Source organism: Arthrobacter burdickii, from assembly GCF_030433645.1.
Classification (GTDB): domain Bacteria; phylum Actinomycetota; class Actinomycetes; order Actinomycetales; family Micrococcaceae; genus Arthrobacter_D; species Arthrobacter_D burdickii.
This window is the reverse complement of the sequence record NZ_JAROCG010000001.1, coordinates 1,075,316-1,088,080: the sequence shown is the minus strand read 5'-3', so window position 1 is coordinate 1,088,080 and position 12,765 is coordinate 1,075,316. Positions and strand designations below refer to the sequence as shown.

Here is a 12,765-nt window from a genome sequence, read left to right as displayed (position 1 = left end):
AGTCATGGCCTGGATCGTCCTCGTAGTCTCCGGAGTTCTCGAGGCCGTCTGGGCCACGGCGCTGGGCAGGTCCGAGGGCTTCAGCAAGCCGGCGCCGACCCTCGTGTTCGCCGTAGCCATCGTCGCCAGCATGGCCGGACTCGCCTATGCCATGCGCACCCTTCCGATCGGCACGGCCTATGCCGTCTGGGTAGGCATCGGTGCCGCCCTGACCGTCATCTACGCGATGGCCACCGGCGGCGAACCCGCATCACTGCTGAAGGTCGCGTTCCTCCTCATGATCGTGGGCGGTGTCATCGGGCTGAAGCTGGTCCACTAGCTGTACTGGGTCATGAGGTGGGTGACAGTCGGTTGATGGGTGTGGTTCCGATGCCTGTGTGGATGCGTTCAGTGTTGTAGTGGGTGAGGAACCGGTCAAGGGCTTCGGTGCGGGCTGTGTTCGAGGTGTAGGGCCGGCGGTAGGCTCATTCGGTTTGCAGGGTCCGGTTGAAGCGCTCGACTTTCCCGTTGGTCCAGGGGCAGTGGGGTTTGATGAAACGCTGCTCGGCGCCGATGGCTGTTACGGCTGCTTTGAGCGCGTGTCCGCGCCGGTGGGCCAGGGCGTTGTCGGTGATGATCCGTTCGATGCGGGAATCCCGTTCGTGGCGAAGAAGTCCCGGGCGCGCAGCAGGAACCCTGCGGCGGTGTCGGAGCGTTCGTCGGGATGGACTTCGGCGTACGCGAGCCGGGAGTGGTCATCAATAGCCGCGTGGACGTAGTCGTAACCGATGCCGTAACCCCGAACCTCTTCGGAGCGGCCGTGGGCACGCCAGCCGCCGCCGTCGGGGATCCGGCCGAGTTTCTTCACATCCAGGTGCACGAGCTCGCCCGGGCGGGCTCGTTCGTACCGGGCCTTGGTCGCCCTCGAGGCGCGGATCAGCTGCCCGGTGACCGGGTCGCACCAGGCAAGCCGGGGAACCTGGTGCCGGGACAGGATCCGGGAGACCGTCCGGGCCGGTACCCCGGTGGCGGCCGCGATGCGTAACGGTCCGGCCCGTAACTGCGTGCGGGCGGCAAGAACCACGTGCTCGGTCTCACGGCTGGTCCTGGTCGGGAAGGTCCTCGGGCGGCTGGAGCGGTCCTGCAGCCCGTCGATTCCTTCGGCCCGGTAGCGGCGCACCCACCGGTAGGCGGTCTGCCGGGACACGCCGAGTTCCTTGGCCACGTGCGCGACGGGCCGGCCTGCTAAAACGCGTTCAATGATGATTGATCGACCAAACGGGCTCAAACGAGGGATAACGTTGGACACGAGGACCTCCGGGAGGGTGCGGGAACTAGACAGCTCCACTAAGCCCGGAGGTCCTCCTCATTTTCAAGCCCTACCTGTCACCAACGTCCCGGCCCAGTACAACTAGCAGCCCTGCGCGCAGTCCTGCCCGGTGCCGCCTTCGCTGCCTGCAGGACGCACTCGAGCCGGACGATCACGAGTCCCGGTCAATCCGGCTCGCCGCTCCGCTTCTCGTACTCGGTGATCGCCGCGACCTTGGTCGCGGACGCCGACTGCTCGTCGAAACGGTAGCCGAGCCACTCCCGAACCAGCCGTTTGGCCAGTTCGAGTCCGATGACCCGCTCCCCGAGGCACAGGACCTGCGCATTGTTGGAGAGCACTGCGCGTTCCACCGAGAAGGAGTCATGGGCCGTCACGGCACGGATGCCGGCCACCTTGTTGGCACTGATGGCGACTCCGAGGCCCGTTCCGCAGATCAGCAGGGCCCTGTCGGCGTGTCCTGCAGCAATCTCGCCGGCTGCCGCGAAGGCCACGCTGGGGTAGGCGGTATCCTCATCCGCCTGGACCCCGACGTCCAGCACGGTCTCCACCTGGTCGCTCGACTCGAGGAGTCGTTTCAGCTCCTCCTTGTAGCGCAGTCCCGCGTCGTCACAGCCGATCACCAGTCGTAGTGGTTCCATTGCTTCTCTCCTGTCAGCATCCGCTGCCGCGATCAGTGGGCCACGTCCCTTTCTTCAGTGTTTCCCTGCGGCCCTCGGCTGTCAACGAGACGAAATCCCTTCGGGTGATGCCCGTGAGCTAGCGAGTGTTGACTGTCAACACTGAAGTGCGTAGTGTGCTTGACGTCACGTTCAGCAAGAGTGAGGGTCAACGACGATGTTCCATCCCCGCGTGGTGTGCTCATCCATCAGCTTCCGGCACCAGGATCTGCCGACGGCGCTGAGAACCGTGCAGGGACTGGGGTTCACGGAGCTGGATCTCGGCGCCCTTCCGGGAGTGTGCAACCACGTTCCGTTCGTCCTGGACACCCAGGCCGTCGACGAGGTCGCTTCCGAGGTTCTGCGCTCGGGCCTGCGCGTACGGTCGGTCAACGGTGACATCGGGGACCTGAACGCCCGCCTGACGCCGGTCGAGCGGACCGCCAGGACCAAGCACCTCGACATGCTCCTGGCGCTTGCGTCGGCCATCGGGGCGGCAGCACTGGTCCTGCCCTGCGGCGCCCCGTCGCACGATCCGCTCGTGTCGTTCGACGAGGACCTGGATCTGATCGCCGCGGCCCTGGGCGAGGCAGCCGACCGCGCAGCTGCGGCGGGCGTCGAGATCTGGGTCGAAGCGCCGCACTTCTTCCGCCTCTGCTGGGACATCGACCGCGCCCGGCACTTGCTGGACAGGGTGCCGCAGGAGTCCGTTGGCCTCGTCATGGATTTCAGCCACATCGTCGCATCCGGAGGGGATCCGGTGGAATTCGTCCGGCTCTTCTCCGACCGCATCCGCCACGTCCACCTTCGGGACGCGGTGCCCGGCAACATCAATCTGAGTATCGGCAACGGGCAAGTGGACTTCGCAGCGGGCTTCCGGGCCCTCTCTGACGCCGGATACCAGGGGCGCTTCGCCCTCGAGCTCGAAACGCGCGATGTCACCGACGACCAGCGACCCGACGCCACGGCAGCGGCTGCGCGCTTCATCTCCCGCCTTCTCTCGGACAGCACGTCCACCCCTCATGGGTCGCCTGCTCTCAGCGCCCACCACCCGAACTAGGAGAATCATGCCCAGCATCCAACGAACCGCCGTCATCACCGGAGCCACCTCCCCTCGCGGAATCGGCGTGACGACCGCCCGCCGCTACGCCCGGGAGGGGTGGGCCGTCGTCGTCCTCGACCTCGACGGGGAGACGTCCGCCAAGGTGGCGACGGACATCGGAAATGAATTCGCCGTCTCCAGCTTCGGCCACGAGGTCGACGTCACCGACGAAGCCTCCGTCACCGCAGCCCGCGATGCCGTGGCAGCCGAAGTCGCGGCCGGCAACCTGCCTCCTGTCGGGGCGCTGGCGAACATCGCCGGCATCACCTCCCCCGTGCCGTTCCTCGAGACGACCCTCGAGCTTTGGAACAAGGTGATGGCCGTCAATGCCACCGGCACCTACCTGGTGACGAAGGCCTTCCTTCCGGCGATGCTCGAGAACGGCTGGGGGCGGATCGTCAACATGTCCTCGGTGTCCGCCCAGCGAGGAGGCGGAGTGTTCGGGAAGGTCCCCTATTCCGCAGCCAAGGCCGCGATCCTGGGACTCACCAAGGCTCTCGCCCGCGAACTGGCGGACAGCGGAGTCACCGTCAACGCAGTCACCCCCGGCGCGGTTGACACGAACATCCGCGTCGGCAGTACGCCGGAGCAGGAAGCCGCGCTGGCACGGGACATCCCCCTCGGCCGCACCGCGACGACAGAGGAGATCGCGGCCGTCATCACGTTCCTGTCCTCCGACGACTCCTCGTACCTCACCGGAACCACGATCGACATCAACGGCGGCAGCCACCTGCACTGATCGCGGCTGGACCACGTCCAACCGCCGTCGGGCGTCCCGCCACGCGACTCCCGTTCCCTCCTGCGAGATACCCCTCCGTCGACTGTTGACAGTGGATGTGCTTCACGTCACACTTGAACCAGTCCACTGTTAACAGTCGACATCCCCACTCCTGAGCAAAGGATCGATTATGAGCAACGAAGCTCTGCAGATGCGAGGCCCGGTCAACGGGACCAAGGACGCCCGGAAGGTCGCCATCGGCTCCGGCGTCGGCGCCGTCATCGAAACGTACGACTTCATCGGCTTCGGCACGGCCGCCGCCCTCTACTTCGGCCCGGCGTTCTTCCCCGGAGCGGATCCCGTGACCGCGACCCTGGCCTCGTTCGCCACCCTCGGGGTCGGCTTCGCGGCCCGCCCCCTGGGCGGCATCATCGGTGGGCACCTCGGGGACAAGGTCGGACGCAAGCCCGTCCTTGTGGCCTCCCTGATCATCATGGGCCTGGCGACCTTCGCCATCGGCCTGCTGCCCACGTACGCCACCGTGGGCATCCTCGCCCCGATCCTGCTGGTCATCGTCCGCATCATCCAGGGCCTCGCGTTCGGCGCCGAATGGGGAGGAGCGATCCTCATGAGCTACGAACACGCGCCCTGGAAGTCCAAGGGCAAGTACACCGGCATCGTCCAGGCGGGCTTCCCCGTCGGGCTGCTCCTGGCCAACCTCGTCTTCCTCTCCAGCGCAGGACTCATCGGCGACTGGGCGTGGCGCATCCCCTTCCTCGCCAGCATCCTCCTGGTCATCGTCGGCCTGATCATCCGGTCGAAGGTCCCGGAATCACCCGTCTTCGAGGACGTGAAGGACCACGGCGACATCGTCCGGAATCCGATCGTCCAGGTAATCCGCCAGGACTGGCGCAGCATCGTCCGGGGCATCGGTCTCCGCGTCGCCGAGACTGCCGGCTACGCGGTAGCGGTCACCTACATGATCTCCTATCTCAAGAGCTCGGAACTGGCGACGCCGACCGAGACGCTCACCGCACTGTGCATCGCTTCGGCCATCGGCATCTTCGCCACCATGGGCTGGGCACGGCTGACCGACCGCATCGGCCGCCGACCGCTCTACATCTGGTCCTGCGCCTTCGCCGCCCTCTTCGCCATCCCCATGTTCCTGCTCGCGAACACGGGCCTGTTCATCTGCGTCATCATCACCATCGTCATCTCCTACGCCATCTGCCAGAACTCGCTCGCCGGCGCCCAGGGCTCGTGGTTCCCTGAGCTGTTCCAGGCCAAGACACGGGCCTCGGGAGCGTCCCTGTCCTACCAGATCTCCGCGATGGTCTCGGGATTCACCCCCTTCATCACCACGCTCCTGTTCGTCCGCTTCGGCTGGATGGGCCCGGCCCTGCTGTTCGGTACCTACGCCCTCATCGGACTGTGGGCGGCGCTCGCCACCCGGGAGACCTGGGGCCCCAAGGAACGCCGGCTGGCCGAGGAAGCGTCGAAGACCGCTCCCGTAGCCCAGCACGTCTGACCGACACCCACCGGGAACCAGAAAGAGCACCCCATGACCCTCACACCGACACCCACCACAACCCGCGGCCACGACGCAGGTCAGCCCGACTTCCGCGACCGGGTCAACACGGTCGAGGCATCCGCCTACCGGGCCCGGCACCATGCGCTGAACATGGGGGAGGTGCAGGGACAGGGCTACGTCGGCCAGGCACTGGGCTCCGCCGACATGTTCGCGGCCGTCTACACGGACCAGCTCCGCTACCGGCCCGAGGACCCGCACTGGAACGGCCGCGACCGGTTCCTGCTCTCCACGGGCCACTACGCCATCGGCCACTACGCCGCCCTCGCGGAAGCCGGCATCATCCCCGTCGACGAGCTGGACACCTACGGCTCGGACGAGTCCCGGCTGCCCATGTCGGGCATGGCGTCCTACACACCCGGCATGGAGATCTCCGGAGGCTCGCTGGGCCACGGGCTGGGAGTCGCGGTCGGCATGGCCCTGGGACTCCGCTTCCAGCAGTCCCCGTCCCGGGTCTTCAACTTCCTCTCCGACGGCGAACTCGACGAGGGGTCGACGTGGGAAGCAGCCATGGGCGCCCACCACCACCAGCTCGGCAACCTGACCGCACTGGTGGACATGAACGCCCTCCAGGCCGACGGAGCGACGAAGACGGTGCTGGGGATCGAGCCCGCGGCGGACAAGTGGGCGTCCTTCGGCTGGCACACCCAGCGCGTGAACGGGAACGACGCCGCCGCCCTCCTGTCCGCGCTCGACACCATCGCCCGCGAGGCCGGTCCTACAGGACGACCCTCCGTCATCCTGTGCGACACGAAGGTCGGCAAGGGCGTACCCCTCCTCGAAGAGCGGGAGAAGGCCCACTTCATGCGCATCGAAGAACACGAATGGCAGATCTGCAGGGATCAACTCACCGAAGGACACACGAAAGGGTCCCAGGCATGAGCACCACCACCGAGGCTCCCGACACCACAACAGCCGTCAAGCCGAAGCTGAAGACCTCCGCGATGATCGCGTCCTTCGCCGACCCGGGCCAGAAGACCGCTCCTGCGCCTTTCGGCCATGCATTGGTCGCAGCAGCGGAACAGGACCCGCGCATCGTGGGCCTGACGGCGGATCTCGGCAAGTACACCGACATGCACATCTTCGCCAAGGCGTTCCCCGAACGGTTCTTCCAGATGGGAATGGCCGAACAACTCCTGGTCGGTGCTGCTGCTGGAATGGCAGAAACCGGTCTTGTCCCCTTCGCCTCCACGTACGCGGTCTTCGCAGCACGGCGCGCCTACGACTTCCTCTGCCTGGACATCGCCGAACCGAACCTCAACGTCAACATCGTCGGCGGTCTCCCGGGGCTGACGACGGGGTACGGCCCCAGCCACCAGGCGACCGAGGACATCGCCATCTTCCGCGGCATGCCGAACCTCACCATCGTGGATCCCTGCGACTCGCTGGACATCGAGCAGGCCGTGCCCCAGCTGGCCGCGTCGGAGGGACCGACCTACCTCCGCCTGCTCAGGGGCAACGTTCCGACCGTCCTCGACGAGTACGACTACACGTTCGAGCTCGGCAAGGCCAAGGAACTGCGCCCGGGCCGCGACGTCGTCTTCATCTCCAGCGGCCTGATGACGATGAGGGCGCTCCAGGCGGCCGAGGAACTCGCACGCCATCACGTCGACGTCGCCGTCATCCACTCCCCCACCATCAAGCCCTTCGACAGCGAGACCGTCCTCCGCGAGCTGGGCAAGGACCGCCTGGTCGTCACCCTCGAGAACCACACCGAGGTGGGCGGCCTGTTCGAGACCGTCGCCGGCGTGGCGGTGCGTCATGGTGCCGGCGCCAGGATCGTGCCGATCGCCCTGCCCGACCTGTTCCTCGAAGCCGGGGCCCTGCCCACCCTCCACGAGAAATACGGGCTCTCCCGCGAGCGGATCGTGCAGAAGGTCCTCGGCGAGCTGTCATGACGGACAGCTCGCCCGGCCACCCCCGGCGCGGGTGACCGGCCCCGCATCCCATCGGGTTTGTAGGATCATTGTTGACATCGAAATGTCGACACTCGCAACTGGCGGAGGATTTCCATGACGGCACCACCAGCATCACTCCTCGGCGGGCTGGCCAGGAGCAATCTCCGTGAGCAGGCCCTCACCGCCCTTCGCCGAGCCATCACGACCGGGGAGCTCGCACCCGGCACGCACCTGGTGGAGACGGAGTTGTCCGACAAGCTGCAGATCAGTCGAGGGACACTGCGGGAAGCCATGCGGCAGCTGCAGCAGGAGGGACTGATCTCGGCGGGGGCGCGGGGGCGACTTGCCGTTCGCCACCTCGGCGCCAGCGACGTGCGGGACATCTTCCAGGTGCGTGCCGCACTGGAAGGACTCGCCGCGCGGATGCTGTCGGAGCAGGACAACCGGGACGCAGTGGTGCAGAAGCTCGAGGACGCGATCCAGCGCATGGAGGACTCGTCCGGCGGTGACCTCGATGAGCGCATCGAAGCGGACCTCGACTTCCACCAGGCGCTCTGCTTCCTGACCGGGAACCCGACACTTCTCCACTCATGGAAGTCCCTCGAAGGGTCCATCCGGATGAGCGTCATGTACGCGGGAGTGGAACGGGCGCTCAGCAACATGAGCCCTCACCGCCATGCGGGCATCGTCGAGGCCATCAAGACCGGCGACTCCGCCGGCGCGACCCGTGCGGTCGAAGAGCACATGCTCGATACCGCGCAGTTCCTCACCGGCAGCTGACATCCTCTGCACCCGCGCCTCCCGCTGAACCTCTTCCTCGCTGCTCCCCAGGGACCTGCTGGCCGATCTGGTGCGCCCAATCCTCTACTTTTCCCGCGGAGGCCTTGAGGCGGGACCCCGCCCTTGCGCCAAAACTGAACCTGATCGGCCGGTTCAGTTGAAGTGCGTGCGGGAGTATCGGAGAGGCTCAGCAGCGGGCCGCGACGAGGAGTTGAGCGCGATGCAGAACGAGGACACCCTGACGGCGATGGAGTTCGCAGGACTCTCCCCCTACGGAACCTGGATGCACTACTGCAACATGGGCGGCTCCACCGACTACTTCGAGCTCACCGCCTACCTGCACGGCCTGTACGAGCTCGACCCGGACGACGCCGACCTCGTCTCGCAGGCCGTCAACGAACTCATCGACGACACCTGCCCGGCAGAGGATGCAGGCATCTGCCGGGCGCCCTACTCCTGGACGCCCACCGGCGAACAACGCTTCGCCGACACCTGGCAGGACAGCGCGGACAGCGACCGGTCCGGCGCCGGCACGGTGCGGGTGCCCGTGGACGACCTCGTCGGGCCCCATTTCATCGACACCTTCGGCTCATGCTTCCTGGCAGGAGTGAATGTGAGCGCATTGCGCGGCCGGCCCGGCGTACCCCTCCCGCCCGGTGCCCCCGCGGAACTGCTCGGCGACGTCCTCGACAGCCGCGTGATCGGCCGCATCTTCTCCGCCGGACGCCAGTAGGCCTGCCGCCTAGACTGGCGCAGTCCGTACTTCTCCGAGGGGATGCCATGAGCCCGATGATGCGCGCCGCGGTGCTTCGCGCCGCCGAACTGCCCGTTCCCTATGCAGGGAGCAAGCCGCTCTCCCTCGAGATGGTTCCCGTGCCCGAGCCGAGGCCGGGCGAGGTGCTGGTCCGGATCGCGCGCGCAAGCCTCTGCCACTCCGACCTCTCCGTCATCAACGGTTCGCGTATCCGGCCGCTGCCGATGGCCCTCGGGCACGAGGCGACCGGCGTCGTCGAGCGCGTGGGCGAAGGCGTCGACGACGTCCGCACGGGAGACCACGTGGTCCTGGTGTTCGTCCCGGCGTGCGGATCGTGCCGGGCCTGCTCCGCAGGGCGCCCGGCGCTCTGCTACCGGGGCGCGGAGTCGAACGGAAGCGGCGATCTCCTGCATGGGCCCGCCGTGCTGCGCACCGCCGACGGGAACCGTATCAACCACCACCTCGGCGTCTCCGCGTTCGCGGAGTACGCCGTCGTCGCCCGCGAGTCCGTGGTGGTGATCGACGACGACGTCCCGTTCGACATCGCCGCGATGTTCGGCTGCGCGGCGCTGACCGGCATCGGCGCCGTCCTGAACACCGCCGCACTCCGCGAGGGGCAGTCCGTCGTCGTCTTCGGCCTGGGAGCCGTGGGACTGATGGCCGTGATGGCGGCGGCCCAGGTGCCGGGGACCACGGTGATCGCCATCGATCCCCTTCCGGCCAAGCAGGACCTGGGGCGGCGCTGCGGGGCGCAGCACGCCGGAGCGCCCGACGACGCCGCCCGCCTGGTGGCCGAGGTGACCGACGGGGGCGCCGACGTCGTGCTCGAGGCCGTGGGCAGTGGCCGCGTCATGGAAGCGGGCCTGCAACTGCTCGCGCGCGGCGGGGCCCTGGTATCCGTCGGACTGCCGCACCCCGAGCAGGACATCACGACGCAGGCCCTGCAGTTCGCGGGCATGGGACGGCGGCTGCTCGGTAGCTACATGGGCGATGCCGTCCCCGAGCGGGACATCCCCGCCTATCTGGACCTGTGGCGGAAGGGCCGCCTCCCCGTGGAACTCCTCCATACCGACACGCGTCCGATCAAAGACCTCAACGAGAGCCTCGACGCACTCGCCGAGGGACGGGTGGTACGACGGATCTTCACGCTTGGCCACTGATTTGTTGTCGATGGCACCAAATCCGAGTTCGTGCTTACCATGGCGACTGCACGTCTATTCAGAGGAGAACGACAATGCAGCAACGCACGCTCGGCGGTACCCCGGTCAGCGCTCTCGGACTGGGCGGCATGCCCATGTCCATCGAGGGACGCCCCGATGAGGACCGCTCCATCCGCACCATCCACGCAGCGCTGGACGCCGGCGTCACCCTGATCGACACCGCGGACTCGTACCACCGCGACGCGAATGAGGTGGGCCACAACGAGTTGCTCATCGCGAAGGCCCTGGCGACCTACGGCGCGGACAGCTCGTCCGTGCTGGTCGCGACCAAGGGTGGCCACCTGCGCCCCGGCGACGGATCGTGGACGCTGAACGGCCGTCCCGACTACCTCAAGGAGGCCGCGAAGGCCTCGCTCAAGCGGCTCGGTGTCGACGCGATCGGCCTGTACCAGTTCCACCGACCGGACCCGGAGGTCCCCTACGAGGACTCCGTGGGTGCTGTGAAGGACCTGCTCGACGAGGGCGTGATCCGCATGGCGGGCATCTCGAACGCCACCGTGGACCAGATCAAGCTCTCGAACGAGATCCTCGGCGGACGGCTCGTGTCGGTGCAGAACCAGTTTTCGCCCGCCTTCCGCTCCAGTGAGGACGAGCTCAGGTACTGCGGCGAGAACGGCATCGCTTTCCTGCCGTGGAGCCCGCTCGGAGGCATCAAGAAGGCCGGCGGACTCGGCGAGCAGTTCACGCCGTTCCAGGAGATCGCCGACCGGCATGGGGTCAGCCCCCAGCAGGTGTGCCTGGCCTGGGAACTCGCCCTGGCGCCGACGGTCATCCCCATCCCCGGGGCCTCACGCCCCGAGAGCATCCGCGACTCGGTCCAGGCTGCGGAGCTCGAACTCTCGGCCGACGAGCTCGCGACACTGTCCGGCACCCGTTAGCCCACCCACTCGAGACACTCCGGACGCCCGCCCTTCCCTGGAAGGGCGGGCGTCCGTGCTCGAACCTCCGGTATACGGGCGGGTCCACGGGAGCTGCAGGCGTCGGCAACCACGAGCCGGGATGGATCGACAGGCGCCGCGCGCTTACTCCCGGCCGTCCTCGGGAACAGGGCTGAGGTGTTCGTGGACCGCCCGGACGGCACCGCCGGAGCGGTGGAAGACGATGGTCTCGCGCTCGTGCGTGGTCTCCGGCGCGCCCGCGGTCGAGGTGGTCGTGCGGACGTCGTGGGTGAAGATCGCGACGTCCCCGAGCAGCTGCACCCTGGGGTTGCTGCTCGAGCAGCCGGTCACGCGCCAGCCCCCGGCGAGCCACTCCGCCCACAACTGCTCGTAGGCGCCTCGGGAGTCGAGCCTGCTGTCCTCGGTGTGGAAGACGAAGGTCGCATCCTCGGCGAAGCAGTCGAAATACGCGCGGGTGTCGGTGGCCCGGAAAGCATCGACGAGGACGGCGGCCGCCCGCATCACGTCCTCCTCGGTCAGATCTGTACTAGTCATGATCGGGCCTTTCGTGCCAGGAAGAGATGTTGTCCCTCGGTAAACCTTTGTTGTTGGAAGTGTCCGTGAGCATTCCCGCGGTGTCAACGGCAGCGACCCGGCCCGGGTCTTCCGGCCCCCGGATGATGGGGGCGCGTTGCTAGGGTGAAGCCATGTCTCCGAACCCTGTCGCCCTCATCACCGGCGCGTCCCGCGGCATCGGCCGCGCCATCGCCGACGAGCTGGCCCCGACACACCATCTGCTGCTCGGCGGTCGCGACCTGACCGCCCTGGCGCACCTCTCGTCGTCGTTCCCGTCCGCGGAGCCGTTCGCGGCTGAACTGCGCGACGCCGGACAGGTCGCCGCGGCGGTCGCGGGCATCCCCCGCCTGGACGTCCTGATCCACTCGGCCGGCGTCCTGCGGATGGGCGCGATCGCGGAGCTGTCCGACGACGCGTGGCGCGAGAGCTTCGAGGTCAACGTCTTCGCCGTCGCGTCCCTCACGCGCGCCCTGCTGCCGGCGCTGCGCGCGGCGGGCGGCCAGGTCATCGCCATCAACAGCGGCTCGGGCTACACCTCCGGGGCAGGCTCGGCGGTGTACAGCGGCACCAAATTCGCACTGCGGGCCTTCACCGACGCGCTGCGGGAGGAGGAGCGGCCGAACGGCGTGAGGGTCAGCTCCATCCACCCCGGCAGGGTGGCCACGGACATGCAGGAGGAACTGCATGCCTGGGAGGGCAGGGACTACCGGCCCGAGGCCTGGATCCGCCCGGACCAGGTGGCGAAGGGCGTGCGGCTCGCCGTCGACGCGACTCGGGAAGCGGCCGTCGAGTCGCTCAGCATCCGGCCCTCGGGTATCGCGCTGGGGTGATACCCCGTGCAGGTTCGCTGCGTCAGTCCGCGCAGAGGCAGAACGGGTGGCCCGCCGGGTCGAGGAACACGCGGAAGGTCGACCCGGGCTGGAACTCGTGCCGAACTGCGCCGAGGGCGATCACCGCGGCCTCGGCCTCGTCGAGGTCATCGACCACCACGTCGAGGTGTGCCTGCTGGGGTTTGTCCGTCGACGGCCACTTCGGCGGCGGATAGGGCTCGACCTTCTGGAAGCAGATCGACTGGCCGTAGTCGGCCCGGATCTCGGCCCAGTCCTCCGACACGTCGGCGGTCCAGTCCAGCAGCGCGCCGTAGAACGCTGCGAGGACGGCCGGATCGGGGCAGTCGAGGACGGTGCTGGGGAATCGTGCGATAGCCATGGAACCGACGATAGACCCGCACGAGGACGATCCGTGTCCGCATTCGGCGACAGGTTCTTCGCAGGCGGCACGCGCTG

14 protein-coding genes and 1 pseudogene are annotated in these 12,765 nt (G+C 67.7%); 11 read left to right on the top strand and 4 right to left on the bottom strand.

Annotated features, from left to right (window positions below; genetic code table 11):
- The first annotated feature begins 4 nt into the window (after nucleotides 1-4).
- Nucleotides 5-319 carry a DMT family transporter gene (locus tag P5G52_RS05085; RefSeq protein ID WP_301225243.1) on the top strand — a complete coding sequence of 105 codons (315 nt, stop codon included), beginning with the start codon at nucleotides 5-7 and terminating at the stop codon, nucleotides 317-319.
- 10 nt (nucleotides 320-329) lie between these two features.
- Here P5G52_RS05085 and P5G52_RS05080 read toward each other — a convergent pair.
- A pseudogene (locus P5G52_RS05080) lies at nucleotides 330-1,288 on the bottom strand (IS481 family transposase).
- A 185-nt stretch (nucleotides 1,289-1,473) separates the two neighbouring features.
- Nucleotides 1,474-1,947, bottom strand: a complete 474-nt coding sequence (locus P5G52_RS05075; protein ID WP_301225241.1) for a ribose-5-phosphate isomerase — start codon at nucleotides 1,945-1,947, stop codon at nucleotides 1,474-1,476.
- Between the two features lie 196 nt (nucleotides 1,948-2,143).
- On the opposite strand from P5G52_RS05075, the gene P5G52_RS05070 reads away from it, so the two are divergent.
- From P5G52_RS05070 to P5G52_RS05030, 9 genes are all read left to right on the top strand, one after another.
- Nucleotides 2,144-3,025 (top strand): sugar phosphate isomerase/epimerase family protein, encoded by an 882-nt coding sequence (locus P5G52_RS05070; RefSeq protein ID WP_301225239.1) that lies wholly within the window; start codon nucleotides 2,144-2,146, stop codon nucleotides 3,023-3,025.
- Nucleotides 3,026-3,032: 7 nt separating this feature from the next.
- Nucleotides 3,033-3,806: an SDR family NAD(P)-dependent oxidoreductase gene (locus P5G52_RS05065; RefSeq protein WP_301225237.1), complete on the top strand. Its 774-nt coding sequence runs from the start codon at nucleotides 3,033-3,035 to the stop codon at nucleotides 3,804-3,806.
- Nucleotides 3,807-3,975: 169 nt separating this feature from the next.
- Nucleotides 3,976-5,313, top strand: a complete 1,338-nt coding sequence (locus P5G52_RS05060) for an MFS transporter (RefSeq protein ID WP_301225235.1) — start codon at nucleotides 3,976-3,978, stop codon at nucleotides 5,311-5,313.
- 33 nt (nucleotides 5,314-5,346) lie between these two features.
- The gene (locus P5G52_RS05055; protein WP_301225233.1) at nucleotides 5,347-6,255 is read left to right on the top strand and encodes a transketolase; all 909 of its coding nucleotides are present in this window, start codon (nucleotides 5,347-5,349) and stop codon (nucleotides 6,253-6,255) included.
- Nucleotides 6,252-7,271, top strand: coding sequence for a transketolase family protein (locus tag P5G52_RS05050; protein WP_301225231.1), 1,020 nt, complete (start codon nucleotides 6,252-6,254; stop codon nucleotides 7,269-7,271). The genes P5G52_RS05055 and P5G52_RS05050 overlap by 4 nt, the downstream gene beginning before the upstream one ends.
- 114 nt (nucleotides 7,272-7,385) lie before the next feature.
- A complete protein-coding gene (locus tag P5G52_RS05045; RefSeq protein ID WP_301225230.1) occupies nucleotides 7,386-8,051 on the top strand; it encodes a GntR family transcriptional regulator in 666 nt (221 codons plus the stop codon).
- Nucleotides 8,052-8,271: 220 nt separating this feature from the next.
- A complete protein-coding gene (locus tag P5G52_RS05040; RefSeq protein WP_301225228.1) occupies nucleotides 8,272-8,784 on the top strand; it encodes a hypothetical protein in 513 nt (170 codons plus the stop codon).
- Nucleotides 8,785-8,843: 59 nt separating this feature from the next.
- The gene (locus tag P5G52_RS05035) at nucleotides 8,844-9,965 is read left to right on the top strand and encodes an alcohol dehydrogenase catalytic domain-containing protein (protein WP_301228655.1); all 1,122 of its coding nucleotides are present in this window, start codon (nucleotides 8,844-8,846) and stop codon (nucleotides 9,963-9,965) included.
- A gap of 74 nt (nucleotides 9,966-10,039) precedes the next feature.
- Nucleotides 10,040-10,903, top strand: coding sequence for an aldo/keto reductase (locus P5G52_RS05030; protein ID WP_301225226.1), 864 nt, complete (start codon nucleotides 10,040-10,042; stop codon nucleotides 10,901-10,903).
- Between the two features lie 144 nt (nucleotides 10,904-11,047).
- Here the strand turns inward: P5G52_RS05030 and P5G52_RS05025 are convergent, their stop codons facing one another.
- A complete protein-coding gene (locus P5G52_RS05025; protein WP_301225224.1) occupies nucleotides 11,048-11,458 on the bottom strand; it encodes a YybH family protein in 411 nt (136 codons plus the stop codon).
- A 152-nt stretch (nucleotides 11,459-11,610) separates the two neighbouring features.
- Here P5G52_RS05025 and P5G52_RS05020 point away from each other — a divergent pair, with 152 nt between their 5' ends.
- Nucleotides 11,611-12,309, top strand: a complete 699-nt coding sequence (locus tag P5G52_RS05020) for an SDR family oxidoreductase (protein WP_301225222.1) — start codon at nucleotides 11,611-11,613, stop codon at nucleotides 12,307-12,309.
- Nucleotides 12,310-12,331: 22 nt separating this feature from the next.
- Here P5G52_RS05020 and P5G52_RS05015 read toward each other — a convergent pair whose 3' ends face one another.
- Nucleotides 12,332-12,688: a VOC family protein gene (locus P5G52_RS05015; protein WP_301225220.1), complete on the bottom strand. Its 357-nt coding sequence runs from the start codon at nucleotides 12,686-12,688 to the stop codon at nucleotides 12,332-12,334.
- Nucleotides 12,689-12,765: the final 77 nt, after the last annotated feature.

What these genes read in the sequence shown, in the direction of transcription:
- P5G52_RS05085 (WP_301225243.1), top strand. Translation starts at nt 5, where the DNA reads ATGGCCTGGATCGTCCTCGTAGTCTCCGGAGTTCTCGAGGCCGTCTGG.
- P5G52_RS05075 (WP_301225241.1), bottom strand. Translation starts at nt 1,947, where the DNA reads ATGGAACCACTACGACTGGTGATCGGCTGTGACGACGCGGGACTGCGC.
- P5G52_RS05070 (WP_301225239.1), top strand. Translation starts at nt 2,144, where the DNA reads ATGTTCCATCCCCGCGTGGTGTGCTCATCCATCAGCTTCCGGCACCAG.
- P5G52_RS05065 (WP_301225237.1), top strand. Translation starts at nt 3,033, where the DNA reads ATGCCCAGCATCCAACGAACCGCCGTCATCACCGGAGCCACCTCCCCT.
- P5G52_RS05060 (WP_301225235.1), top strand. Translation starts at nt 3,976, where the DNA reads ATGAGCAACGAAGCTCTGCAGATGCGAGGCCCGGTCAACGGGACCAAG.
- P5G52_RS05055 (WP_301225233.1), top strand. Translation starts at nt 5,347, where the DNA reads ATGACCCTCACACCGACACCCACCACAACCCGCGGCCACGACGCAGGT.
- P5G52_RS05050 (WP_301225231.1), top strand. Translation starts at nt 6,252, where the DNA reads ATGAGCACCACCACCGAGGCTCCCGACACCACAACAGCCGTCAAGCCG.
- P5G52_RS05045 (WP_301225230.1), top strand. Translation starts at nt 7,386, where the DNA reads ATGACGGCACCACCAGCATCACTCCTCGGCGGGCTGGCCAGGAGCAAT.
- P5G52_RS05040 (WP_301225228.1), top strand. Translation starts at nt 8,272, where the DNA reads ATGCAGAACGAGGACACCCTGACGGCGATGGAGTTCGCAGGACTCTCC.
- P5G52_RS05035 (WP_301228655.1), top strand. Translation starts at nt 8,844, where the DNA reads ATGCGCGCCGCGGTGCTTCGCGCCGCCGAACTGCCCGTTCCCTATGCA.
- P5G52_RS05030 (WP_301225226.1), top strand. Translation starts at nt 10,040, where the DNA reads ATGCAGCAACGCACGCTCGGCGGTACCCCGGTCAGCGCTCTCGGACTG.
- P5G52_RS05025 (WP_301225224.1), bottom strand. Translation starts at nt 11,458, where the DNA reads ATGACTAGTACAGATCTGACCGAGGAGGACGTGATGCGGGCGGCCGCC.
- P5G52_RS05020 (WP_301225222.1), top strand. Translation starts at nt 11,611, where the DNA reads ATGTCTCCGAACCCTGTCGCCCTCATCACCGGCGCGTCCCGCGGCATC.
- P5G52_RS05015 (WP_301225220.1), bottom strand. Translation starts at nt 12,688, where the DNA reads ATGGCTATCGCACGATTCCCCAGCACCGTCCTCGACTGCCCCGATCCG.